Source organism: Bradyrhizobium sp. SZCCHNS3052 (assembly GCF_032484495.1).
GTDB lineage: Bacteria > Pseudomonadota > Alphaproteobacteria > Rhizobiales > Xanthobacteraceae > Bradyrhizobium.
Genome location: NZ_JAUETB010000008.1, coordinates 86884 through 109282, shown reverse-complemented (window position 1 = coordinate 109282; position 22399 = coordinate 86884). Strand labels below are relative to the sequence as shown.

The following is a 22399-nucleotide window of genomic DNA, read 5'->3' as shown; positions in this document are numbered from 1 at the left end:
CCCTGAGGCATGGTTCGGCAGCTGCTACTCCGTTTGCGCAGGCTCGTTCTCGTCGGTCTGGCGCTCTGCATGTTCGGCGATGGCCAAGCGAGCGCGGCTGACGCCGCCTTCACGCAGTTCATCAACTCGCTCTGGCCCGAAGCCAAGGAGCAGGGCGTCTCCCGTGCGACGTTCGAGGCGGAGACGCGCGGGTTGGAGCCTGACTACAAGCTTCCCGATCTGCTGCTGCCCGGCCGGCCCGCGACGGGGGCGCCGGCGCAGGCCGAGTTCGTGCAGGTGCCAGCCGACTACATCAAGGAAGCGTCGATCGCGCGGCTGGCCGCGCACGGCGAGAAGCTGATCCAGCAATATCGTCCGGCACTCGCCGAGATCGAGCGCCGCTTCGGCGTGCCGGGGCCGGTCGTGCTTGCGATCTGGGGCCGGGAGACCGATTTCGGCCGCTATGCGCTGCCCTACGATGCGCTGCGCGTGCTGGCGACGCAGGCCTATGTCGGCCGCCGCAAGGACCAGTACCGCACCGAGTTCATCATGGCGCTGAAGATGCTGAGCGACGGCGTGGTGTCGCGCCGCGATCTCAGGGCGTCATGGGGCGGGGCGGTCGGGCTCACCCAGTTCCTGCCGTCGGAGTACTACAAGCACGGTGTCGATCTCGATGGCGACGGCAAGGTCGATCTCTGGCATTCGGTGCCGGACGCGCTGGGCTCGGCGGCGCTGCAGCTTGCCAACAAGGGGTGGCAGCGCGGCCTGCGCTGGGCCTACGAGGTCAAGCCGCCAGCGACTGTCGACTGCGCGATCGGCGTGCCGGAGGTGAAGAAGCCGATCGGCGAATGGCTGCGCGCCGGCTTTGTCCCGGTACGCGGCCAGCGGCTCAGCGCAGCCGAGCAGCAGCAGCCCGCGTCGCTGCTGCAGCCTGAGGGCATCTATGGTCCGGCGTTCCTGACGACGGCGAACTACTTCGTCATCAAGGAATACAATTTTTCCGATCTCTATGTGCTGTTCGTCGGTCACCTCGCGGACCGTATGACGAGCCCGGCTCCGTTCGCGACACCATGGTCGGCGTCAAAGCAGCTTCGGAGCAAGGACGTCGAGGCGATGCAGAAGGGCCTGACGCGGCTCGGTCTCTACGGCGACAAGCTCGACGGCAAGGCCGGCATGCAGACCCGCGCCGCGCTCGGCGCATTTCAGAAGAAGGCGGGCCTGAAGGTCGACTGCTGGCCGAGCGAATCGGTGCTGCAGGCGATCAACGCCGCGCGCTGAGCGGCCGATTCGGTGCGAAGGCCGGAGCCGGCAGTAAAAAGCCCGGCCGCAAGGCCGGGCTTTTCGCATCGAGATGTATCGTCAGGATCAGTAGCAGACGCGAACCGGGCGGGACACCCAGCCATAGCCGTCCCAATAGCGCTCACGGCGCCACACGCACGGCGGCGGGCCCGGCGGAGGGGCTTCGACGTAGACCGGACCGCCATAGGCCGGACGGCTGGACGCGATCGCGCCGCCGAGCAGGGCGCCGCCGATCAGGCCGGCTGCCACGCCGGCACCCACGTCGCCAGCCTTGGCGGCCGGTGCCGTCACGCTCAGCGAACCGGCGATGGTCGCAACCGCAAGCACTGCGGTCAGGATCTTCTTCATGTTCCGAGATCTCCTGGAAGGCGCCCTCGCAGGCGCCGGGTTGGTGATTCACGCACGATCTGGGCCGTCAGCATCGTGAGAAAACACGACAATCCGTCAACCCTTCGTAAACTCTGTTCGACCTGATGCGACGGAAAAACGGTTTTTTCTGGCCGTGCCGGCCGCCGTTCTCGAAATTCCGGTGCAAGGTCATGGAATTAATGAAGGTGAACGATCACTCGCAAACCCGGACGCGGCGAATCCGCCAGCCGTAGCCGTCCCAGAAGCGCTGGCGCTGCCAATAGCAGGCGTAGCCAGGATCGGCGACGTAGGCAGGCCCGCCGTAATAGGAGTAGCCCGGTTCGTAAGAATATCCGGGCCCATAATAATAGGGATTGCTGCCCGCAGCGATGGCGCCACCGATGAGGGCACCCCCGAGCAGGCCGGCAGCGACACCGGCGGCGACACGACCATTGCGCGCTTCAGCAGGAGCAGGGGCCAGCGCTGCGGTCGACAGCGTTGCGACGGCGGCCAGGGCCGCAAGAGTCTTCTTCATGACCTTAACCTCTCTCACTCCAGGTCGGCGGATCGCGTATCAAGCGATACGGCAGGTTCACACATCCCGCTTGAATGATCAATGAACGGGGGCGTCCCATTGGACGACCCAAGTCCAGGATACGTTCAATGCTGCATTGCACAAAATTCACTGCCGCATTGGAGCCGGCATGACCCCCACGATGGCGATGGTCGTGGCGATCGGATTGACCTCGGCCGTCTGCTACGCGCTGTTGGTTCGTGTCGACCGCAGGCCCAACCGCCGCCGTTCGTCCGCGGACAGCACCAGCGTCGACTCCCACGGGGGGTCCAGCTCCAGTCAGGGCGGCGGTCTCGCAAGTTGGTTTTCCAATACCTCGTCGGACGTCATGGGAAACCCGATCGACGGCGGAGGTGACAGTGGGGACGGTGGTGGAGGGGACGGTGGTGGTGGCGACTGAGTTGCGCCTGCTCGATCGCCGCCCACCATTGTTATTCGGCGGTAACTTTGATCTGCGGCAAGCTCGTACAGTTGGAGGCATTCTAGATTGATCGCGAAATTGGAATAGCTTCAAAAGCGCCGTTTTCCCTTTGCGCGGGTAGCTGCGGATGACTATCGATACCTGACCAAGGACGATTGGCCGGTTTCTCATGATTGTTTGTTCCTGCAACGTCATCAGCGATCACGATATCCGCAACGCGGTGAAGTCCGCGGACGAACTGCCGCGGAACCCCAAGCAGGTCTACGGTTGCCTGGGGTGCAGCGCGGAATGCGGCCGCTGTGCGCGCACGATCAAGACGATCATCGACGAGGCGCTGGGTCCCTGTGCTCGCGCCTGCCAGGCCGGCTGTCAGCACGGCCACCACCATGGGACGACACCGGTGAAGGCGATCGATGACGACCTTCAGAGCCGTTTCGCGCTCGCTGCCTGCTGACAGGCATTGCCGTCAGTCGCGTCGTTCTCCGCCCGAAAAATGCACATGAACGGGGGTCGTCTCCGCACTTCGAACCTGTTATTGAGCGCCTGCGGCCTCTAACTTTTTCGGAGCTTATCCATGCAGGGCGACCCCAAGGTCATCGAATATCTCAACAAGGGATTGCGCAGCGAGCTGACTGCCATCAACCAATATTGGCTGCACTATCGTCTGTTGAACAATTGGGGCCTTCTCGACATGGCGAAGGTCTGGCGCAAGGAATCCATCGAGGAGATGGAGCACGCCGACAAGTTCACCGACCGCATTCTCTTCCTCGACGGCTTCCCCAACATGCAGGTGCTCGATCCCCTGCGCATCGGCCAGAACGTCAAGGAGATCATCGAATGCGATCTCGCCGCCGAGATCGGTGCGCGGACGCTGTATCAGGAAGCCGCAACCTATTGTCATGGCGTCAAGGACTACGTGTCGCGCGACCTGTTCGAGCAGCTGATGAAGGACGAGGAGCATCACATCGACTTCCTCGAGACCCAGCTCGACCTCATCGACCGCATCGGTCTCGAACTCTACACGCAGAAGCACGTCGGCGGCCTCGAGAGCGAGCACTGACGGCGTCGGCGAGGCGGCAGTCCGCTTCGGAACGGGAGGCGATTCAGGGCTGGTGTTTCAAGCCTTGAATCGACCGCCCCTGACGTCGAACCCGCTCACGCGATGATGCCGAAGGCGGTGACGGGTACGACCCAATAGACGAGCTGGGTTCCCGCAAACGCGCTTCTGAGCCGCTCGAGGAGCCGCTCGAGATCCTCTTCCGGCAACACGATCCGCACGACGACCTCGTCGGCATGTCCTTTCACCCGCTCTGCAGCGCTCCGTAGCCGGACGCGCGCACCGTGTCCGGCTGCTTCCGAGGCGGTAAAGCCCGTCACGAGATCGGTCTGCTCGCTCAGATGGTCGAGTACCTCGCTGTGAAGTGCATCCGGCACGATCAGGGTCAGGCAGACGGCTTGGCTGCTCATGTGGCTTCCTTCGCAGCAGCGCCGTAGCGGCGATACAGGATCGGCAACAGGATCAGCGTCAGCAGCGTGGACGACAGCAGGCCGCCGATCACGACGATCGCGAGCGGACGCTGGACCTCCGATCCGGGCCCCGATGCAAACAGCAGCGGGATCAAACCCAGCGCCGTGATGCTCGCCGTCATCAGCACAGGCCGCAGCCTGCGCTTGGCGCCTTCGACCACGATGCGCTGCTCGGGGACCCCGTGAGCGCGCAACTGGTTGAAATAAGACACCAGCACGACACCATTGAGCACGGCGATTCCGAGTAGTGCGATGAAGCCGACAGAGGCTGGAACGGAGAGGTATTCGCCGGTCGAGACCAGCGCGAACACGCCGCCGATCAGCGCAAACGGAATGTTGACGAGGACGAGCAGGGCTTGGCGCACCGAGCCGAACGTGGTGAAGAGCAGCACGAAGATCAAGCCGATCGCCACCGGCACCACGACCGATAGACGCGCGGCCGCACGTTGCTGGTTCTCGAACTGCCCGCCCCATGTCAGCCGATAGCCGGACGGCAGCGGCAGCTCGGCTGCGACCCTTTGCTGAGCCGCCTGGACGAAACCGACCATGTCGCGGCCGCGGACATTGCTGCGAACCACGCTCATGCGGTTGCCGTCCTCACGATCGATCTTCACCGGGCCATCGACCCGCTGGATGCGTGCGACCTGCGAGAGCGCAACATGCTGGCCGGACGCAAGCGTCAGCGGCAGCGCCGCCAGCATCGTCGGCGCCTGCCGCGTGGCCTCGCCGCCGCGGACCAGGATCGGCGTCCGGCGTCCCTCCTCGAGCGCGGTGCCGATCGTTCGGCCTTCGATCTGCGTGCGCAGGGAGGCCGAGATCGAGTCCACCGTGAGCCCGAGCCGGCCCGCCTCCATCCGGTTGACGACGATCGTGTAGTACTGCGCGCCTTCGTTGAGGGTCGTGTAGACGTCCTGGGCTCCATCGATCTCGGACAGAATCGCCGACAGCTTCGCTGCGATCTCGTTGAGCTTGGTGATGTCCGGGCCGAAGATCTTGACCGCGACGTCGCCGCGCACGCCGCTGATCATCTCCTGCACGCGCATGTCGATGGGCTGCGTGAAGCTGAGCGAGACGCCGGGGAAGCCGGTCAGGACCTCGCGAAGCGTCTCGAGCAGGACATCGCGGTCGCTGGTCTGCCGCTGGTCTGCCGGCTTGAGCACCAGGAACGTGTCGGTCTGATTGGGTCCCATCGGATCGAGCCCGAGCTCGTCCGAGCCGGTGCGCGCGATGATGCCGGCGACGTCTGGCACCTTCATCAACGCCGTCTGCAGCCGGGCATTGATGGCGAGGGACTCGTCGAGATTGACGGACGGCAGCGTCTCCACGCTGACGATGACGTCGCCTTCGTCCATCGTCGGCATGAAGGTCTTGCCCAGCCGGGTGTAGCCATATCCCGCGGCAACGAGGCAGACCAGCGCCGCGATGATCACCTTGCGCTCGTTGCCGAGCGCCCAGTCGAGCGCGGGCGCATAGACGCGCTGCGCTGCGCGGATCAGCAATGGATCGTCATGCGACGCGGATGTGAGCACGAAGGATGTTGCGACCGGAAGCACCGTCAGCGCCAGCAGCAGCGACGCGGCCAGGGCGAAGATGATCGCCAGCGCGACCGGAATGAAGAGCTTGCCCTCCAGCCCCTGCAAGGTCAGCAGCGGAACGAACACGATGATGATGATCAGGACGCCCGAGGCGACCGGCTGCAGAACCTCGCAGACCGAGCGGTAGACGACGTGGATCAGCGGCGTGGTGCTTGCGTGATCGTGCTTTGCGAGATTGCCGACGATGTTCTCGACCACCACGACCAGCGCGTCGATCAGCATGCCGATGGCGATCGCAAGGCCGCCGAGACTCATCAGGTTGGCGGACATGCCGACAGCCCGCATCACGATCAGCGCCATCACGATCGCGAGCGGCAGGCTGAGCGCAATCACCAGCGAGGCGCGCCAATTGCCGAGGAACAGCAGCAGCAGCACGACGACGAGCACCGTGGCTTCGCCCAGCGCCCGCACCACCGTGCCGACGGCGCGGTTGACCAGCCGGCTGCGGTCGTAGAACACGTTGATGGTGACGCTGCTCGGCAGCGACGGCTTCAGCTCATCCAGCCGCGCCCGAACGTCGCGCACCAATTGTCCGGCGTTGGCGCCGCGCAAGCCGAGCACGAGCCCCTCGACGGTCTCGCCCTTGCCGTCTTTCGTGACGGCGCCATAGCGGGTGAGGGCGCCGATCTTGACCCGGGCGACGTCGCTGACCCGGATCGGGATTCCGTCGCGGGTGTCGACGATGATCGCGCGGATGTCGTCGATGCCGCGGATGCTGCCCTCGATGCGGACCAGCGCGCTGTCCTCGCCCTGGTTGACCCGCCCGGCACCGTCGTTGCGGCTGTTGGCCTCGATGGCTTTGCGAAACAGCTCGGACGAGATGCCGCGCGCCGCCAGCGCATCGTTCCGCGGCACGATTTCGAAGGCGCGAACATAGCCGCCGAGCGCGTTGACGTCGGCAACCCCGGGCACGGTGCGCAGGGCCGGGCGGATGACCCAGTCGAGCAAGGTCCGGCGCTCGGCCAGCGACAGATCGGGACTGTCGATCGTGAACATGAACATCTCGCCGAGCGGACTCGTGATCGGCGCAAGGCCGCCGCTCACGCCCTCGGGGAAGTCGCGCGAAATGTTGGAGAGCCGCTCCGAGACCTGATTGCGGGCCCAGTAGATGTCGGTGCCGTCCTCGAAGTCGACGGTGATGTCGGCCAGCGCATATTTCGTCGCCGAGCGCAGGATCTTCTTGTTCGGCAATCCGAGCAGCTCCAGCTCGATCGGGACCGTGATGCGCTGCTCGACCTCTTCCGGCGTCAGACCGGGGGCCTTCATGATGATCTTCACCTGGACCGGCGAGACGTCCGGAAAGGCATCGATCGGCAGGCTCGGCAGGACGACGGCGCCAGCGCCGATCACCAGCAGTGTGCTCAGGATGACGAAGAGCCGCTGCGACAGCGCGAATGCGACAAGCCGCTGTAGCATCTACTGCCCCAGTCGCGAGAGGATGCCGCGCAGCGCCGAGATGCCGCCGATGGCGATCTCGTCCTTGTCCGTGAGGGGGCCGGCGATGACGACGTGATCCTGATCCTCCGCGAGCAGCGTCACGGGGACGAGCCGGAAACCGCCTTCCGTGGCGACGAACACCGAGGTCTGCTCGCCGCGACGGACGAGGCCGCTATAGGGAATCTCCCATGCGCTTTCGCCTGCCGAGATGAAGCCGATGCGAGCGGCCGCCATCTGTCCGGAATGCAGCTCACCGTTGTTTGGAATCTCGGCGCGGACGAGAATGGTCTGCGTGGCGGCATCTGTCGTCTCGGACACCAGGATGACCTGGCCCGGTGTCGCATAGCCTTCGATGTCGACCTTGGCGCCGGTCTTGATGGCGCCGATGTTGGTCGCGGGGATCGCGATCTCGGCCCATAGCGGCGACAGCCGCGCAAGCTTTACCAGGGACGCGGCCTGCTCAAGGCGCTGGCCCGGCGATACCGCGATCTCGACCACGGACGCGGCGCGTGGCGCCGTCACGGTGAGTGTCGCGCTGATCGCCGCCTCATTGCTGAGCCGGGCGATGGCTTCGTCCGACAGCCCGCTGATGTGCAGCATCTGCCGTCGTTCGGCGACGACGATGCTGGCCTGGCGCGCTTCGGCCTGGCTCGACTCCAGCACGCGTTGCGGGATGGCTTTGCCTTCGAACAGGTCGGCGTTGCGCTTCAACTGCTGAGCCGCGAGTCCCTCCTGTGCCAGCGCGTGCAGGTAATCGCGCTGGAGCGAGACGAAGCTCGGACTCTCCAGCGTGAGCAGCGGCTGTCCGACGGTCACGCGATCGCCGCGGGCAACAGCGAGGTTGGTGATCATCCCCGCAACCGGCGCGCTGACGACCCATAGTTGAGGCGTGGGAATGACGATCTGCGCGGGATAAGGCAGGGTCCTGTCCATCCGGCTGGAGATCGGATGCGTCACGCGCACGCCGAGGTTCTGCGCCTGGCTTGGCGTGAGCTTCAGCTCATCATCGGCCAACGCGGCGCAGGGCGCGACGATGAGAGCCAGCGCGAGAGACGCGCGGGCCAGACGGCCTGCGGACCGGAAAAACAATCGCTTGAGCATTTCGATCAGGAATCTTCGCGTTCATGCATGACGCATTCTGCACACTATTTCGGCCAATTTCCGTATTTGTTGACCTGCGTCAACAGGGGCCGGTCACGAGCCCGCGAGCCGAGCTGAAAATCTCGCTTGAGACCTGTCTTGTCGCCAACGACTCGCAGCAGTCGCAGTCAGATGGCGCACATGCGCATCATACCGCATCGGCGGGAACGAAACAGCTGATGATGATGTCGCCGCGGTGATGGACGTACCACACCACGGCTTCGCCGATCGGGTTGCCGCGGTCGCGGATGATGGCGCGTTCCGGCACTGGCATCCACCGGCCTTCGATCGGTACCCAATAGGTGCCGTCACGGACGTCATAGGTGGTGCGGTGGCCGTCGGAGACATCGCAGCATGGCACGCCGTTCGGCGCGATCACGCTCTTGAACCACGCGCGGATATCGGGCGGGACGTTGTCGAACTGCCCATTGTCGAAGGCCGGCGCGACGGTCGCGCAGGCGAACGAGCCGATCGTGACAGCGGCCAGCATCGTCCTGCGCATTCGTTCGCTCCCTCCGCCGATCTACATGCCGCGCTGCGGCGCCGTCGCCAGCAATTCGCGCAGCGGCTCGGCGTAGAACTTCGCGTTTCCCGTGGTCAGGTGGCCGCGCGTTTCGGCCGAGGTCGGGATGAGGAAGAGCTTGCCGTTGGCGACGCGCTTCATCGCGTCGACCGTGACGCCGGTCTCCGGCGGATTGCGCTCGTCGTCGGCCGAGTTGATCAGCATCACGGTTGCCTTGATCTTGTCGAGATCGGCGGACGGATTGTAGTCGTGCGAGGAGTCCCACTGATAGATGAAGTCGTTGGCGTCGGTGGGGATCGGCGTGGCGAGCCGCTCCTCGATCAGCTTGTCGGCCTTGGCGGCGGTCGGTGCCGCGAGCTGGTAGGCGATGGTGCCGCCGGCCGAGGCGGTGGCGTAGGCCGTGACGGCGTATTTCATCATGCGCGGCTGTGCGGTGTAGTTGCCGCCGTTGTAGTCGGGATCGTTGCGGATCGTCTCCAGCATCAGCCGGCGCAGCATCCAGTTGCGGGCCGCCATTTCGGTCGGCTGCGAGGCCATCGGCACCGCGACGTCCATGAAGTCCGGATAGCGCGTGGCCCACACCCAGCTGTGCATGCCGCCCATCGAATTGCCGATCACGAGCCGCAGGTGCTTGATGCCGAGGCCCTCGGTCAGCAGGCGGTGCTGCGCGTCGACCATGTCGGCATAGTCATAGGCGGGAAATTTCGTCTTCAGCCCGTCGGAGGGTTTTGACGATTTGCCGTGGCCGATGCTGTCGGGAATGATGATGTAGTACTTGCTCGCATCGAGCGGCTGGTCCTTGCCGAACAATTCGCCGGCGAAGGTCGGCACCAGCATGCTTCCGCCTGAGCCGCCGGTGCCATGCAGCACCAGCACCGGCTGCCCGGTCGGCTCGCCGACGGTCGTATAGTGCAGCCTCAGCTCCGGCAGCGTCTCGCCGGTGTGGAACTTGAAATCCTTGACGACGAAGTCGCCCTGCTTCGGGGCGGGATAGTCGGCGGCGCGGGCCGGCGCGCAAACAACGACGACGGCGGCAAGAACGGCGGCAAGCGGTCGAAACATGGACTCCCCCTGATCATGCGCGACTCTTCCGGCCGCGTCGGAGGCATGATAGCACGGTCTGCGACCTGGTTCAGTACCGGATTGATGGGACTCATCATGTGCCGCAACATCAAGACGCTGTTCAATTTCGAGCCGCCGGCGACGGAGGCTGAAATTCAGGCCTCGGCCCTGCAATTCGTGCGCAAGCTGTCCGGCTTCAACGCGCCCTCCCAGGCCAACGAGGCCGCCTTCGCCCGCGCGGTCGAGGAGGTGGCCGACGCCGCGCGGCGGCTCCTGACCTCGCTGCAGACCCAGGCGCCGCCGCGCGACCGCGAGATCGAGGCGGCCAAGGCGCGGGAACGCTCGGCGGCCCGGTTCGGCCCGCGCTGAGGCCTATCGTGCCCTGACGGAGGGCGAAGCTCAGAAACCCTCGTCGTCGTGGTCGCCGCGCCCCTGGGCGTGCTTGTCGTGCTTCTTCTTTTTCTTGCCCTTCTTCTTTTTCTTCTTCTTCGGGAGGTCGATGTCGTGCGGATCGTCGTCCTCGAAGGCCTCGTCCAGTGCATCGTCATGCGTGGTGGCGGCGAAGATGTCGCGCACCGCGACCAGCTCGGCCTCGCGCTCATGCGCCTCGCGATCGCGGTTGCGCTTGTAGTCGTCATAGGCGGCGAAGATCTGCTCCAGCCAGGGCATCAGCTGATCGATCGTCGGCAGCGTGCCTGGCGCTCCCGGCTCGCCCTGCGGACCTTGCGGTCCGGCAGGTCCCGGCTTGCCTGGCGGACCGGCCTCGCCGCGGGGCCCCTGCGGACCGGGCCTGCCTTGCGGACCCGCCTTGCCGTCGGGACCGGGCTTGCCGCGCTGACCATCCGGTCCGCGCCGCCCGGGCTGCCCTTGCGGGCCACGTGGACCCACCGGGCCCTGCAGGCCGCGTCCGGCCGGATTCCTTGCCACTACCGCAACTCCGCTACACGTCTTTGATTCGCAGCGAAGCCTAACAGAGCCGCGACGACGGCAGCAATTGCAGCAGGGCTGCGAGGCCGATTGATCAACATCAATCGGCGCCGCATCCTGATGAGTTCCACGCGATGGGATATCGCGTGGCCGCCGTCGGATCAGGCCGAATAGGCCGGCACCGCGATGCCGTCGGCCGTGTAGATGCGGATCTTGTTGCGCAAGGTACGCACGGGCATGCCGAGCAGCCTTGCGGCGTGGGTACGATTGCCGTTGCAGCGCGCCAGGGTCTGCACGATCAGCTCGCGCTCGATCTCGGACAAGGGCGTGCCGATCAACAGCGGCAGGACCTCCGCCGCGGAGCGCGACGGTGGCATGGCAAGCGGCACGAGTGACGGACTTGCGGCTTCGGATGACAACTCTTGCGACATAACTCCTCCCGATCAACGCCCGCGCCGCCACTGAAACGACGCGTAAACATCGAGACCAACTAAACATCCAGCCCGTAAATCACCGTGGTCGGACAAGGTTAATGGGGCCTTAACGCCGGCGTCCGGCCGCCTCCAGCGCGCCAAATACCCTGAAATCGCCTTGGTTCTGCGCGGGTCTCGACCCATTTCACCGGCGCTGGCGGCACATCACGGCCCGCCCGGCCGGCATGCCCTCCGACAGCCATCGTCAATGTCGGCGGCGGGCCGTTTGCATCGCCAAATTCCTGCGGTGAGAGCGCGTCATTTCGAACACACCGGCGGCGGCGCATGCGCGGTGCCGCGCAAAGGGCTAAATTCGGCCCGATCGATTCGCTTGGTGGGGCACGATCGTCACACACGGCCATCGAATGACCTCAAGCCCAAATTCACTTCGCTGGAGACTTCATCCATGACAATTGCATCCTCGCTTCGCGGTCTGCTGGTGGCACTGACGGCTGCTTGCGGCGCCGTCATTCCGGCCACGGCGCACGCGGATGGCGGCTTCATCACGCTGACCATCTACAAGGCGGGGTGGATCATCGGCGGCTCCGGCGGCAGCGGCGTGTTGAACTTCCACGGCCGCGCCTATCCGCTGTCGACCGGCGGCCTCGACTGGGGCCTGGTGTTCGGCGGCTCGCGCACGGTGCTGCGCGGCCGCGTCAGCAACATCTGGCGTCCGTCCGACGTCGAGGGCGTCTACGGCGCCGCCGGCGCGGGCCTCGCCGTCGGCCGCGGCGTGCGCGGCATCGTGCTGACCAACCAGAAGGGCGCGGTGCTGGAACTCTCGGGTGAACAGATCGGCCTCTTGGCGAACGTCGATCTGTCCGGGCTCGCGATCACGATCAGGTAGTTGCGTCATCGTCGTCGTCATCGTGGCTGCGTAGCAACTCACAACAGGTGTCATCGCCCGCCTGCGCGGGCGAGGACCGTCGTTGCGTGCTGAGCACTGCCAACACCATCTCCCTCCCTCGCTCCTGCTCATAAGTCCGCGTTCTCGCCGCACCGCGTGCGCGAGGGATGCATCGTGCGAGCCCCATCGAAAATTGAGAGGGGCAGGGAAGGCCGGGAGCTCGCCGCTCCCATGGTCCGCGTGCAACAGATAAGCACGCGGCAGAACCACAGGTTCGGCGGAGACATCCCGGCCTTCCCTGCGCGCATGGTCTGACGGCTTATACGTGGTCTCCCTGGCGCGCCGGCTTGTTGGCCGCCATTGCACGCGTCACGCTTCCGCATGAGCACGCACGTGATACCAGCTTCGGGGTATCAGGACATCACGACTTCACCGTACGTGACAGCCGCGCTCGTCGGGCGCAGCGATCACGTCCACCGCGGCCCACCTCCACGTATCGTGACGACGCGTACGTCCCTCTGCATGAGGCGGGTTGAGCGGAAACATCGTCCTGATTTGCCCGACATGGCAAGCGCTGATGCCTGCGGCAAACTAACACGACGGGCAGTTCGTGCATGGTGTGCATGCGCGGATTGCCCGTCGGGCAGAGCTTGACGATGTTGATGGCTTCCAACACTGCCGTTGCAGCCCGCCTGAATTGTCACTGGCTGGATCGTCGCAATTGGTTGTGGTGCCATGCCTGGGCTTGTCCCGGGCATTCACGTCATCCTCCGAGCACAATCGACGTGGATGGATGGGACAAACCCGGCCATGACGGGGCGGAGAGAGCTGTTCGCCGCGAAGATGCCGTTACTAATCCGATAGGACATGCGCCGCCAGCTCCTCCCACGGATCGAGCGTCCACGCACCCGACGCCGCGCCGGAGGGCGAGGCGAGCACGAACACGACCGGGAAATCATCCTGCTTCGGCTGTCGCCCGAGCGTGATCGCACTGGTGGGCCGGCCATAAAACAGGCTCGCGGCCTTCTTGCTGGTGAAGGCGACGGTTGCCGGGCGATGGTGTCGGATCTTTGCGGCGAAACCGGCGACGTCGACGCCGGCCTTCAGCGCGACATGGTCCATGCCCGCGCCCAGCTTGCACAGATCGGTGAAGCCGATGCCGAGCGACAGCAGCGCCGGAAATTCCTGCGGCTGGTACAGCCGCGGTGTCAGGCCGACCGCGAACAGCGTGCGCCAGAAACGGTTGCCGGGATGGGCGTAGTAGTGCCCGGTCGCCGCCGAGCGTTCGCTCGCGGCGGTGCCGACGAAGACGAGGCGCAGGCCGGGCTGGAGCTGGTCGGGCAGGCGGTCCATGGCTGGCGTTGTCGCATTGTTGCAGCCGCTGCAACAGCCTGTTGCAGGGAGGCCGCATTGTTGCTGCGGCGTCCCTGGTCTAGGTGACGCGGAGCCACGGGAGCACCTGATGTCGCAACGTCGTCTGTACCATTTCGCCCTCTCCGGCCACGCGCATCGCGCGCGGCTGATGCTGAGCCTGCTCGGCCTGCCTTGCGAGCTCGTCGAGGTCGACCTCAAGGGCGGCGCGCACAAGCGGCCGGACTTCCTCGCGCTCAATCCGTTCGGCCAGGTGCCGGTGCTGGTCGACGGCGACGCCGTGATCCCCGATTCCAATGCGATCCTGGTCTATCTCGCCGGCCGCTATGACGGCTCCGGCACGTGGCTGCCGCGCGATCCGCTCGGCCAGGCCCAGGTCCAGCGCTGGCTGTCGGCCGCGGCCGGTCCGCTCGCGTTCGGCCCGGCGGCGGCGCGGGTTGCGACCTTGTTCGGCGTGCCGCTGGACATGGCGCGGGCGCACCAGCTCGCCAACAGCCTGTTCGGGGTGATGGAATGCGAACTTGCCGCGCGACCCTATCTGACCGGCGCGACGCCGACCATCGCCGACGTCGCGCTCTATAGCTACACCGCGCATGCGCCCGAAGGCGGCGTATCGCTGACGCCGTACCCCAACGTGCAAGCATGGCTGGCGCGGATCGCCGATCTGCCCGGCTTCGTGCCGATGCAGGCGAGCGCGGTCAGCGCAGCCTGACCGCCGCCATGTACGACTGCGTGCGAACGCCGCTTACAGGAAGCAGCGGCGCTCGTCGCGCAGCTTGAGCTGGATGTTGGTCGCCTCGACGAAGGTCGGCACCGGCTTGGACACGATCTTGTAGGTCGACGGCCACTCCACCGGCTTCGACTGCAGCTCGGTGTTCCAGATCTGGCAGATGCCGGTGTTGTCCCAGCGGATCACGTAGTAGCCGGACTTGGGCGCAGGCGCGGCGAAGGCGGCGGGCACGATCGAGGCGGCTGCAATGGCCGCGGCGGCGGCGAGCGTGGTCAGGCGACGCATCATCAATCTCCTCAAACGAAACAACGACAATCGCCCGCCCGCGCGGGCCACCGGCCTTGCGGCCGGACCAAGGCCAAAGTGGTGCGACAAAAGCACGCGCGACGCAAGCCGCGCGTGCCGTCATTCACAGCGATGTCCTGGATGTGAACGACGACTTGCCGCCGTCACGTGATGCCATAAGGCGCGCGCGGGCTCACAGCGTGCAGCGGCCCTGCTGGCGCAGCCTGATCTGCCGGGTCACGGCGTCGTTGAACGTCGGCTCCGGCCGGCTGATGACCTGATAGCTCGACGGCCATGCGACCGGCTTGAAGGCGAAGGCCTCGCTCCAGACCTGGCAGATGCCGGTGTTGTCCCAGCGGATGATGTAGTAGCCGGCCTGGGCGGGCGCGGCGGCGAGCAGCGCGGCCGCGAGAGATGCAGCAAAAAAGATTGTGGTGAAACGAGGCATCGTCAACTCCGGCAACGAACTGGCCCGGCCAGCGGGTGGCCCTATGTCGGAGCGGTCTCGTTCATTTTGAAGGCAAGTCTGCGGAACGTGTGCGTCAAAAGCGCGCGATCGTGGTCACCTGATCACTCCTGATGATCCCTGCGGAAGGGGAGGCGGGTCTGCAGGCTCGGCGCGTCGACTTGATTGCGGGGCTGGCGCGGTCGTTTCGGCGACCTCGGCGCACGGCTCAGGGGCGGAAGCCTTCGGTGCTCGCATGCGACGAGAAGCGGAGATCCGCGCCGAAGCTCGCTGCCGGAACCAGCACCGGAGACGCGCCCGTGACGATCGGCGGCGAGGTGACCGGCTGCGCGCGCCGGCGCAGGAAGTGGCGCTCGAGATAGGCGTAGGACAGCGTCGCCGCCACGATCGACAGCGGCAGCCCGATCGCGAGCCGCAGCGGCCACCAGACGCCATAGCTGTCCAGGAAGTTCAGGATCGGCAGGTGCCAGAGATAGATGCCGTAGAAGATCCGGCCGAGGAAGATCGCCACCGGCCATTCGAAGATGCGATGGCAGATCGTGCCGTGGCTCCGCCCCAGCATGGTCAGCGCGAGGACGCCCGGAAGCACGCCGCACACCATGCTGCCGAACAGATAGTAGTTCATGCTCGGCCCGTCCGCCGGCCAGAACAGGAAGGTGACCATGATCCAGTAGATCAGCAGCGGCCATGCGAGCTTCGGCCACAGGCGATCGAGCGCGGGATAGGTGCCTTGCGGCACCAGCCTGAGCACGACGGCCATGGCGCAGCCTGCCATCAGCGCATCGGCGCGGGTATCGAACGCGGTGTAGAGCCGACGCCACTCCGCGCCATCCATCACCAGCGCCACGCGCCAGGCCCAGATTGCGGCCGCGATGGCGCAGATGGCGCCGACCAGCCGCCAGGTCACGCCGAACCGCTTCACCAGGAACGCGAAGGTCAGCGGCCACAGCAGATAGAACTGCTCCTCGGTCGACAGGGTCCAGGTGTGGCCGATGTCCTCGATCGTCTTCGGATCGAGCACATACCAGTAGTTGGCAATGTAGGAGAGCGCGATCGCCGCGCGCTCGACCGCCGGCAGCAATGGCGGCCGCAGCAGCCAGGTGAACAGCAGATAGGCCGCGAGCATCAGGAGCAGCGGCGGCACGATCCGGGCGAAGCGCCGGGCGTAGAACTGCCGGAACCTGATGTGGCCGTGCTTGTCGATGTCCCGCAGCAGCAGGCCGGTGATGTAATAGGCGCTGGCGACGAAGAACAGGTCGATATAGAGCACCGCGCCCGGCACGAGGCTGTGGGAGACATGCGCCGTGACGACGCCCAGCGTCATCAGCCCGCGCATGCCGTCATGCGAGGGAACGTAGCCGAGCGGATAGACCTGGGCCTGGAAGGCCTCCCGGATCGCCTCCCGCAATGGCGCCGTGGCGGCGCCGACGAGGCGCAACAGGGCATGGATCGGCAATGAATAAAACATCTATCGTGAAATTTTCGGAGATAATGTTTCGGACTATTAAATCTTATTTAAAATTTAAATCGACCGCAAGAGACGAAATAGCAGGACGGGGGCCATCACGACGCAGGGTTGCGGCGGAATGAGGCAGGCCGCCGCGGTGGCGGCAAACGGCGGCGTCAGTGCAGGTGATGCGAAGGGAAACTCGCGGTGCTGCTGCGGAGCGCAACGGCGTGTTGCTCGACCGGCATCTTCCGCTCGTCGAGGTCGCGTGAACGGCAGAGCGGCGTCCGCTGATCGGCCGCACGATCGCTGTACGACGATCATAGTCATTGACCGTCGCCTCATCGGCAAAACCGCAGGGTGGGCGAAGCGACGTCTCGCTGCATCGCCGCGCGTCGGCTGACGCGTGCCCACCCTGCGGTGTCGCGGCCGCCGCGACGCCCTCGATCAGCATCTTCTGGAGTGCGGGCGCTCGACGGGTGAATGCGCGTCCACGACGGTGTCGGTGTCACCAACATGGAGCGACAATCAGTGGTTGTAAATCGCGGAACTGAAGTCTAAAATCCGCGATTGTTTGAGCGCGGCCAATTTTTGAGTTTCATTTCAACGGAGCTTGTCATGGAAGAAGCGCATATCAAGTCATTCGAGGCTCTGCCTCAGTCCACCTCATGCAGGATCATCACGTTCGACAGCGCGACGGTGGTGCCTGGCATCGTTCCGAACACCTATTTCCTGATCGTCACCGGCACCAAGCCCTGGGTCACGATGAAGGTCGAATTGCATCCGCTGATCTATATCCGGCAACCCGAATATTGGGGCATCGAGGTGGTCGGCTGCCAAAGCGGCATCGGCTTGCCGCAGACCGCGCCGTATCACGTTGTCCTCGACATCACACACGTGCGCGGCACGAAGGGGATCGAAGTGATCGGCGCCACGAGCAGGAAGCAGATCAACGTGCCGTAGGTCGGTCGACGGTCGGGTGCGGGGGCATTCGCGCGCTCCGAAGCGGATCGCGCAAAGCCCTCGGCCTGACCAGCTCACGTTACGACGAGCGCCGCGACACCCTCGATCTCGATCAGCATCTTCGGATCGGGCAGAACGTAGGGCGGGTTAGCGCCCGCGGGACGATTTCACCGCGCAGGGGAATGTTTGCCAGGGCGCGTAACCCGCCGCCTGCGCGGAATGGTGGGTTACGCGAACGGCCTTCAGCCATGTGCGAGCATGGAGAGATCGTCGGTTGCCGTCCGCTAACCCACCCTACCGTTTCACGACCGCCGCGACGCCCTCGATCTCGATCAGCATCTTCGAATCAGGCAGCGCTGCGACCACGCAGGTGGTGCGCGCGGGGTAGGGTGCCGGCCCGAACGCCTCGGCATAGAGCCGGTTCATGGTCGCGACGTCAGCGGCTCGCGTCAGCAGCACGTTGACCTTGACCAACTCGCGGATGGTCGCGCCGCCTTCGGTCAGGACGCGGGTGAAGTTGGTCACGACATTGGCGAACTGCGCGTCGAACTCGGCGGGCAGGTTGCCGTGGGCATCGAAGCCGGGAATGCCGGAGATGAAGAGGAGGTCGCCGATCCGGGTGCCAAACGACAGCGGCGGGGCTTTGATGTGGGGTGGGGCGAGGATGTGGTGGATGGGCATGAGACGTCCATTTTTTTTTGAAGTATGTGATGTTCACCAGAGCCGCAAGACACGCGTTAGGACCTCAGCGGTAGATATTGGAAGGCTTCCGAATATGCCTACCAATGCAAAGGCGATTGGCCACAAGCAGGCTGCTAGACCGAACAACCAGTGCTGCTTCGACTCGCGGGGAGATCGTTCAGGCATATGATTCTCCTGTTTCGTCCGCGAAGTTGATGTGCTCTCCTACGAAGTGCAATGATCAAAGACCATGATCGACAATCGCCTTAGTGGACCATTAAGGTGATATTTGACCTAAACGCTTGGCACTGCTCACTCGCGTTCTCTGTGGATATCTGAAAATGAAGGAACGCGGAGTGAGTCCAATAATCCGTTCTCTGCATGCTGAGCATGAGAAAGGCTGACAATAGTCAGCAGGCGATATGTCGCGACGAGCGGCAGCCGACTGTCAATCGTGGATCGGAAGATATAGCAGCCGTCAAAGAAAAGCCGGGCTTGCGCCCGGCTTCGATGGATGGCCGGGTCAAGCCCGGCCATGACGGTGGAGGTGGAGAGAGCGGGCTTCAGGACAACGCCTTGTTGCTCTCCTTCACCTTCTCCGCGTCCAGATACACGCTGCCGCCCATTTCCTTGAACTTGGCGCTCATCTGGGCCATGCCGTCCTCGATGGTGCCGCTGATGGTCATGCCGACCGTGGTCGGGTCGTTCAGCGTGGCGGCGTAGTCGCGGACGTCCTGGGTGATCTTCATCGAGCAGAACTTCGGGCCGCACATCGAGCAGAAATGCGCGACCTTGTGGGCTTCCTTCGGCAGGGTCTCGTCGTGGAAGCTCTTGGCGGTGTCCGGGTCGAGGCCGAGGTTGAACTGGTCGGTCCAGCGGAACTCGAAGCGGGCGCGGGAGAGGGCGTCGTCGCGCAGTTGCGCGGCAGGATGGCCCTTGGCGAGATCGGCGGCGTGGGCGGCGATCTTGTAGGTGATGACGCCGGTCTTGACGTCGTTGCGATCCGGCAGGCCCAGATGCTCCTTCGGCGTCACGTAGCACAGCATGGCGCAGCCGAACCAGCCGATCATGGCGGCGCCGATGCCCGAGGTGATGTGGTCGTAGCCCGGTGCGATGTCGGTGGTCAGCGGCCCGAGCGTATAGAACGGCGCCTCGCCGCACTCCTTGAGCTGCTTGTCCATGTTGATCTTGATCTTGTGCATCGGCACGTGGCCGGGACCCTCGATCATGACCTGGCAGCCCTTGTCCCACGCGATCTTGGTGAGCTCGCCAAGTGTTTCCAGCTCGGCGAACTGGGCGCGGTCGTTGGCATCCGCGATCGAGCCCGGGCGCAGGCCGTCGCCGAGCGAGAACGAGACGTCATACTTGCGCATGATGTCGCAGATCTCCTCGAAATGGGTGTAGAGGAAGCTCTCCTTGTGATGCGCGAGGCACCACTTCGCCATGATCGAGCCGCCGCGCGAGACGATGCCGGTGACGCGGCTCGCGGTGAGGTGGATGTAGGCGAGACGCACGCCGGCGTGGATGGTGAAGTAGTCGACGCCCTGCTCGCACTGCTCGATCAGGGTGTCCTTGTAGAGCTCCCAGGTCAGCGCGACCGGGTCGCCGTTGCACTTCTCCAGCGCCTGGTAGATCGGCACGGTGCCGATCGGCACCGGCGAGTTGCGCAGGATCCATTCGCGGGTGGTGTGGATGTTGCGGCCCGTCGAGAGGTCCATCACGGTGTCGGCGCCCCAGCGGATCGCCCACACCATCTTGTCCACTTCCTCTTCAACGGAGGATGTCACCGCCGAGTTGCCGATATTGGCGTTGATCTTGGTCAGGAAGTTGCGGCCGATGATCATCGGCTCCAACTCGGCATGGTTGATGTTGCAGGGAATGATGGCGCGGCCACGCGCGATCTCGTCGCGCACGAACTCCGGGGTGATGAAGGCGGGCACGGATGCGCCAAAACTCTCGCCGTCGGCAAGCGCGGCTTCGGCGCGCTCGAGCTGGGTCTTGCGGCCGAGATTCTCGCGCTCGGCGACGTAAATCATCTCCTTGGTGACGATGCCGGCGCGGGCGAATTCGAGCTGGGTGATCTTGTGGCCGTCGAGGCCGCGCAGCGGCTTGTGATGCGCGGTGAACGACTTTGCGGCCTTGTCGGCGCCGACATTGCCGTTGTCCTCAGGCTTGATGTCGCGGCCTTCGTACTCCTCGACGCCGCCACGCTCGCGCACCCAGGCGGTGCGGGCGCGCGACAGGCCGGCATTGACGTCGATCGTCACGGTCGGATCGGTGTAGGGGCCGGAGGTGTCGTAGACCGGCAGGTTCGGCTCGGAGGCCGCTTCCGAGAGGATGATCTCGCGCAGCGGCACGCGCAGGTCGGGCGCGGAGTCCGGCGTTGCGTAGATCTTGCGCGAGGACGGCAGCGGGCCGGTGGTGACGGCGGGCAGGGTGGTGTCGGGATTGGAGCGGATGTTCATGGGATCCTCCTTCTCAATTGTTGTTGTCGGAGTGAATGGGGGACGTCATTGCGAGGAGCGGTCGTGACGAAGCAATCCAGGGCGGCACGCATGGCCCTGGATTGCGTCGCTTCGCTCGCAATGACGGTGGAGAGAGGCGAGCGTCGCGCCGGCGCCCTGCCGGCATCGATGCGAAATGAGTTGGCGGCGTAAGGGACGCAGACTAGTCGGGCTCCCTCCCCCCTTGTGGGGGAGGGTTGGGGAGGGGGGTAAGCCGCATCCACCGCCCCCGGGGCTACCCCCCTCCCTAGCCCTCCCCCACAAGGGGGGAGGGAACGACCTCTTTTGGGGAGGGAGCCGGGCCCAATCACTGTCAGACGCATTCGCAAAATTCGCGCGCATTACGCCGGCTCCCTGGTCGCATCGAGCCACGCGCGGACGCGGGCGTCGGGATCGGGGTTCTGCGTCACGTCGCTGACGACGGCGATGGAGTCGGCGCCGGCGGCGAAGATCTCCGCGGCCTGCTCCAGCTTGATGCCGCCGATCGCGACCAGCGGGATGTTGCCGACACGCTTCTTCCACTCGGTGATCTTCGCGATGCCCTGCGGGGCGAAGCGCATCGCCTTCAGCGTCGTCGGGAAGATCGGCCCCAACGCGACATAGTCGGGCTTGGCGGCGAGCGCGGTCTGCAGCTCGGCATCGTCATGCGTCGAGAGGCCGAGCGTCAGGCCGGCCTCCTTGATCGCGGCGACGTCGGCGTCGGCGAGGTCCTCCTGGCCGAGATGGAGGTGCTGCGCGCCGGCAACGATCGCGGCGCGCCAGTAGTCGTTGACGATCAGCTTCGTCGCCGTGCCCTTGGTGATCGCCAGCGCGTCGGTGACGATCTGCAGCGCCTCGCCGTCGTTGAGGTCCTTCGCGCGCAGCTGCACGGTGCCGACGCCGAGCTTGGTCAGGCGCTCGACCCAGGCGAGGCTGTCGACGACGGGATAGAAGCGATCAGGATACGGCATGCCAGAACGGTGTCCCAACGACAGGGGTGGAGGGCGAGGCGAAATCGCGGGCGTCCATCAGCCCGGCCTCGTAGGCGGTGCGGCCGGCTTCGACCCCGAGCCGGAAGGCGCGCGCCATCGCCACCGGGTCGGCAGCCTTGGCAATCGCCGTGTTGAGCAGCACGGCGTCGTAGCCGAGCTCGAGTGCTTCCGCCGCGTGGCTCGGCGCGCCCAGGCCGGCGTCGACCACCAGGGTGATATCGGGCAGGCGGTCGCGCAGCAGCTTCAGCGCGTCGCGGTTGATGATGCCCTTGGCCGAGCCGATCGGCGCCGCCCAGGGCATCACGACCTTGCAGCCGGCATCGACCAGCCGCATCGCGACCGTGAGATCCTCGGTGCAGTAGGGGAACACCTCGAAACCGTCCTTGATCAGGATATCAGCGGCTTCGACGAGACCAACCACGTCGGGCTGCAGGGTGTCGTTGTCGCCGATCACTTCGAGCTTGATCCAGCTCGTGCCGAACAATTCGCGCGCGAGCTTCGCCGTCGTCACCGCCTCGCGCACGCTGCGGCAGCCGGCGGTGTTCGGCAGCACGGTGACATCGAGCGCGTTGATCAGCTTCCAGAACGCATCGCCGGTCTTGCCGCCGGCCGACTCGCGCCGCAGCGACACGGTGACGATCTGCGCGCCCGAGGCGCGGATCGCATCCTGCATGATCGCAGGCGATGGGTAGAGCGCGGTGCCGATCAGCAGGCGGGAGGTGAAAGTCTTGTCGTAGAAGGTGGGCATCAATGGTCTCCGTCATGTCGGACGGTGGTCGCCGCAACGAAGCCTGTCATCCCCGCGAAAGCGGGCGATGACAGTGGTGGT

24 protein-coding genes are annotated in these 22399 nt (G+C 65.2%); 7 read left to right on the top strand and 17 right to left on the bottom strand.

From position 1 onward, the window contains the following. The first annotated feature begins 69 nt into the window (after positions 1-69). On the top strand, positions 70-1257 hold the full coding sequence (locus QX073_RS23255; protein ID WP_315717841.1) for a lytic murein transglycosylase: 1188 nt from the start codon (positions 70-72) through the stop codon (positions 1255-1257). An 87-nt stretch (positions 1258-1344) separates the two neighbouring features. Here QX073_RS23255 and QX073_RS23250 read toward each other — a convergent pair whose 3' ends face one another. Together QX073_RS23250 and QX073_RS23245 are read right to left on the bottom strand one after the other, a co-directional pair. Continuing rightward, a complete protein-coding gene (locus tag QX073_RS23250; RefSeq protein ID WP_257169446.1) occupies positions 1345-1626 on the bottom strand; it encodes a hypothetical protein in 282 nt (93 codons plus the stop codon). 214 nt (positions 1627-1840) lie between these two features. Continuing rightward, the gene (locus QX073_RS23245; RefSeq protein WP_315717840.1) at positions 1841-2161 is read right to left on the bottom strand and encodes a hypothetical protein; all 321 of its coding nucleotides are present in this window, start codon (positions 2159-2161) and stop codon (positions 1841-1843) included. A 629-nt stretch (positions 2162-2790) separates the two neighbouring features. Between QX073_RS23245 and QX073_RS23240 the strand changes: the two genes are divergently transcribed. Together QX073_RS23240 and bfr are read left to right on the top strand one after the other, a co-directional pair. Continuing rightward, complete coding sequence (locus QX073_RS23240; RefSeq protein WP_315717838.1) at positions 2791-3075, top strand: bacterioferritin-associated ferredoxin; 285 nt, start codon at positions 2791-2793, stop codon at positions 3073-3075. Between the two features lie 120 nt (positions 3076-3195). Then, positions 3196-3681 carry a bacterioferritin gene (gene bfr, locus QX073_RS23235; protein ID WP_316171679.1) on the top strand — a complete coding sequence of 162 codons (486 nt, stop codon included), beginning with the start codon at positions 3196-3198 and terminating at the stop codon, positions 3679-3681. A 95-nt stretch (positions 3682-3776) separates the two neighbouring features. Here the strand turns inward: bfr and QX073_RS23230 are convergent, their stop codons facing one another. From QX073_RS23230 to QX073_RS23210, 5 genes are all read right to left on the bottom strand, one after another. After that, positions 3777-4088 carry a DUF3240 family protein gene (locus tag QX073_RS23230; RefSeq protein ID WP_315717836.1) on the bottom strand — a complete coding sequence of 104 codons (312 nt, stop codon included), beginning with the start codon at positions 4086-4088 and terminating at the stop codon, positions 3777-3779. Continuing rightward, positions 4085-7159 carry a CusA/CzcA family heavy metal efflux RND transporter gene (locus tag QX073_RS23225; protein ID WP_316193148.1) on the bottom strand — a complete coding sequence of 1025 codons (3075 nt, stop codon included), beginning with the start codon at positions 7157-7159 and terminating at the stop codon, positions 4085-4087. Before QX073_RS23225 ends, QX073_RS23230 begins: the two co-directional genes overlap by 4 nt. Next, entirely contained in the window at positions 7160-8281 is a 1122-nt protein-coding gene (locus tag QX073_RS23220) for an efflux RND transporter periplasmic adaptor subunit (RefSeq protein WP_316193147.1), read from the bottom strand. It abuts the gene before it with no gap. A 187-nt stretch (positions 8282-8468) separates the two neighbouring features. After that, positions 8469-8822, bottom strand: a complete 354-nt coding sequence (locus QX073_RS23215; RefSeq protein WP_410052329.1) for a hypothetical protein — start codon at positions 8820-8822, stop codon at positions 8469-8471. Between the two features lie 21 nt (positions 8823-8843). After that, positions 8844-9905, bottom strand: coding sequence for an alpha/beta fold hydrolase (locus tag QX073_RS23210; RefSeq protein WP_316171682.1), 1062 nt, complete (start codon positions 9903-9905; stop codon positions 8844-8846). 96 nt (positions 9906-10001) lie between these two features. Here QX073_RS23210 and QX073_RS23205 point away from each other — a divergent pair, with 96 nt between their 5' ends. Then, positions 10002-10274 (top strand): DUF2277 domain-containing protein, encoded by a 273-nt coding sequence (locus QX073_RS23205; RefSeq protein WP_315717862.1) that lies wholly within the window; start codon positions 10002-10004, stop codon positions 10272-10274. Between the two features lie 30 nt (positions 10275-10304). Here QX073_RS23205 and QX073_RS23200 read toward each other — a convergent pair whose 3' ends face one another. Continuing rightward, on the bottom strand, positions 10305-10832 hold the full coding sequence (locus QX073_RS23200; RefSeq protein WP_315827118.1) for a collagen-like protein: 528 nt from the start codon (positions 10830-10832) through the stop codon (positions 10305-10307). A 161-nt stretch (positions 10833-10993) separates the two neighbouring features. Further along, positions 10994-11263, bottom strand: a complete 270-nt coding sequence (locus QX073_RS23195) for a helix-turn-helix domain-containing protein (protein WP_315717831.1) — start codon at positions 11261-11263, stop codon at positions 10994-10996. A 448-nt stretch (positions 11264-11711) separates the two neighbouring features. Between QX073_RS23195 and QX073_RS23190 the strand changes: the two genes are divergently transcribed. Next, positions 11712-12152: a hypothetical protein gene (locus QX073_RS23190; RefSeq protein ID WP_315717830.1), complete on the top strand. Its 441-nt coding sequence runs from the start codon at positions 11712-11714 to the stop codon at positions 12150-12152. 852 nt (positions 12153-13004) lie between these two features. Here the strand turns inward: QX073_RS23190 and QX073_RS23185 are convergent. Then, a complete protein-coding gene (locus QX073_RS23185) occupies positions 13005-13505 on the bottom strand; it encodes a mismatch-specific DNA-glycosylase (RefSeq protein WP_316226430.1) in 501 nt (166 codons plus the stop codon). Positions 13506-13614: 109 nt separating this feature from the next. Here QX073_RS23185 and QX073_RS23180 point away from each other — a divergent pair, with 109 nt between their 5' ends. After that, a complete protein-coding gene (locus QX073_RS23180) occupies positions 13615-14235 on the top strand; it encodes a glutathione S-transferase (protein WP_316226429.1) in 621 nt (206 codons plus the stop codon). A 33-nt stretch (positions 14236-14268) separates the two neighbouring features. Here the strand turns inward: QX073_RS23180 and QX073_RS23175 are convergent, their stop codons facing one another. From QX073_RS23175 to QX073_RS23165, 3 genes are all read right to left on the bottom strand, one after another. Continuing rightward, entirely contained in the window at positions 14269-14538 is a 270-nt protein-coding gene (locus QX073_RS23175) for a hypothetical protein (RefSeq protein WP_315750247.1), read from the bottom strand. A gap of 193 nt (positions 14539-14731) precedes the next feature. After that, positions 14732-14986, bottom strand: coding sequence for a hypothetical protein (locus tag QX073_RS23170; protein WP_315750248.1), 255 nt, complete (start codon positions 14984-14986; stop codon positions 14732-14734). Positions 14987-15212: 226 nt separating this feature from the next. Beyond that, positions 15213-16472 carry an acyltransferase gene (locus QX073_RS23165; protein ID WP_316226428.1) on the bottom strand — a complete coding sequence of 420 codons (1260 nt, stop codon included), beginning with the start codon at positions 16470-16472 and terminating at the stop codon, positions 15213-15215. 549 nt (positions 16473-17021) lie between these two features. Here QX073_RS23165 and QX073_RS23160 point away from each other — a divergent pair. Continuing rightward, positions 17022-17414 (top strand): hypothetical protein, encoded by a 393-nt coding sequence (locus QX073_RS23160; protein ID WP_316193143.1) that lies wholly within the window; start codon positions 17022-17024, stop codon positions 17412-17414. Between the two features lie 294 nt (positions 17415-17708). Here QX073_RS23160 and QX073_RS23155 read toward each other — a convergent pair whose 3' ends face one another. The 4 genes from QX073_RS23155 to QX073_RS23140 form a co-directional block, all read right to left on the bottom strand. Beyond that, a complete protein-coding gene (locus QX073_RS23155) occupies positions 17709-18095 on the bottom strand; it encodes a RidA family protein (RefSeq protein WP_316193142.1) in 387 nt (128 codons plus the stop codon). A gap of 563 nt (positions 18096-18658) precedes the next feature. After that, the gene (gene thiC, locus QX073_RS23150) at positions 18659-20560 is read right to left on the bottom strand and encodes a phosphomethylpyrimidine synthase ThiC (protein WP_316226427.1); all 1902 of its coding nucleotides are present in this window, start codon (positions 20558-20560) and stop codon (positions 18659-18661) included. 380 nt (positions 20561-20940) lie between these two features. Then, the gene (locus QX073_RS23145; RefSeq protein ID WP_316226426.1) at positions 20941-21549 is read right to left on the bottom strand and encodes a thiamine phosphate synthase; all 609 of its coding nucleotides are present in this window, start codon (positions 21547-21549) and stop codon (positions 20941-20943) included. Beyond that, positions 21536-22318 carry a thiazole synthase gene (locus QX073_RS23140; protein WP_316226425.1) on the bottom strand — a complete coding sequence of 261 codons (783 nt, stop codon included), beginning with the start codon at positions 22316-22318 and terminating at the stop codon, positions 21536-21538. The genes QX073_RS23145 and QX073_RS23140 overlap by 14 nt, the downstream gene beginning before the upstream one ends. Positions 22319-22399: the final 81 nt, after the last annotated feature.

Bases quoted from the DNA above. Each gene is read 5' to 3' on its own strand.
- QX073_RS23145 (WP_316226426.1), bottom strand. From the start codon at position 21,549: ATGCCGTATCCTGATCGCTTCTATCCCGTCGTCGACAGCCTCGCCTGG.
- QX073_RS23240 (WP_315717838.1), top strand. From the start codon at position 2,791: ATGATTGTTTGTTCCTGCAACGTCATCAGCGATCACGATATCCGCAAC.
- QX073_RS23165 (WP_316226428.1), bottom strand. From the start codon at position 16,472: ATGTTTTATTCATTGCCGATCCATGCCCTGTTGCGCCTCGTCGGCGCC.
- QX073_RS23215 (WP_410052329.1), bottom strand. From the start codon at position 8,822: ATGCGCAGGACGATGCTGGCCGCTGTCACGATCGGCTCGTTCGCCTGC.
- QX073_RS23255 (WP_315717841.1), top strand. From the start codon at position 70: ATGTTCGGCGATGGCCAAGCGAGCGCGGCTGACGCCGCCTTCACGCAG.
- QX073_RS23205 (WP_315717862.1), top strand. From the start codon at position 10,002: ATGTGCCGCAACATCAAGACGCTGTTCAATTTCGAGCCGCCGGCGACG.
- QX073_RS23175 (WP_315750247.1), bottom strand. From the start codon at position 14,538: ATGCGTCGCCTGACCACGCTCGCCGCCGCCGCGGCCATTGCAGCCGCC.
- QX073_RS23245 (WP_315717840.1), bottom strand. From the start codon at position 2,161: ATGAAGAAGACTCTTGCGGCCCTGGCCGCCGTCGCAACGCTGTCGACC.
- QX073_RS23225 (WP_316193148.1), bottom strand. From the start codon at position 7,159: ATGCTACAGCGGCTTGTCGCATTCGCGCTGTCGCAGCGGCTCTTCGTC.
- QX073_RS23250 (WP_257169446.1), bottom strand. From the start codon at position 1,626: ATGAAGAAGATCCTGACCGCAGTGCTTGCGGTTGCGACCATCGCCGGT.
- bfr (WP_316171679.1), top strand. From the start codon at position 3,196: ATGCAGGGCGACCCCAAGGTCATCGAATATCTCAACAAGGGATTGCGC.
- QX073_RS23230 (WP_315717836.1), bottom strand. From the start codon at position 4,088: ATGAGCAGCCAAGCCGTCTGCCTGACCCTGATCGTGCCGGATGCACTT.
- QX073_RS23140 (WP_316226425.1), bottom strand. From the start codon at position 22,318: ATGCCCACCTTCTACGACAAGACTTTCACCTCCCGCCTGCTGATCGGC.
- QX073_RS23180 (WP_316226429.1), top strand. From the start codon at position 13,615: ATGTCGCAACGTCGTCTGTACCATTTCGCCCTCTCCGGCCACGCGCAT.
- QX073_RS23190 (WP_315717830.1), top strand. From the start codon at position 11,712: ATGACAATTGCATCCTCGCTTCGCGGTCTGCTGGTGGCACTGACGGCT.
- thiC (WP_316226427.1), bottom strand. From the start codon at position 20,560: ATGAACATCCGCTCCAATCCCGACACCACCCTGCCCGCCGTCACCACC.
- QX073_RS23220 (WP_316193147.1), bottom strand. From the start codon at position 8,281: ATGCTCAAGCGATTGTTTTTCCGGTCCGCAGGCCGTCTGGCCCGCGCG.
- QX073_RS23210 (WP_316171682.1), bottom strand. From the start codon at position 9,905: ATGTTTCGACCGCTTGCCGCCGTTCTTGCCGCCGTCGTCGTTGTTTGC.
- QX073_RS23185 (WP_316226430.1), bottom strand. From the start codon at position 13,505: ATGGACCGCCTGCCCGACCAGCTCCAGCCCGGCCTGCGCCTCGTCTTC.
- QX073_RS23170 (WP_315750248.1), bottom strand. From the start codon at position 14,986: ATGCCTCGTTTCACCACAATCTTTTTTGCTGCATCTCTCGCGGCCGCG.
- QX073_RS23155 (WP_316193142.1), bottom strand. From the start codon at position 18,095: ATGCCCATCCACCACATCCTCGCCCCACCCCACATCAAAGCCCCGCCG.
- QX073_RS23195 (WP_315717831.1), bottom strand. From the start codon at position 11,263: ATGTCGCAAGAGTTGTCATCCGAAGCCGCAAGTCCGTCACTCGTGCCG.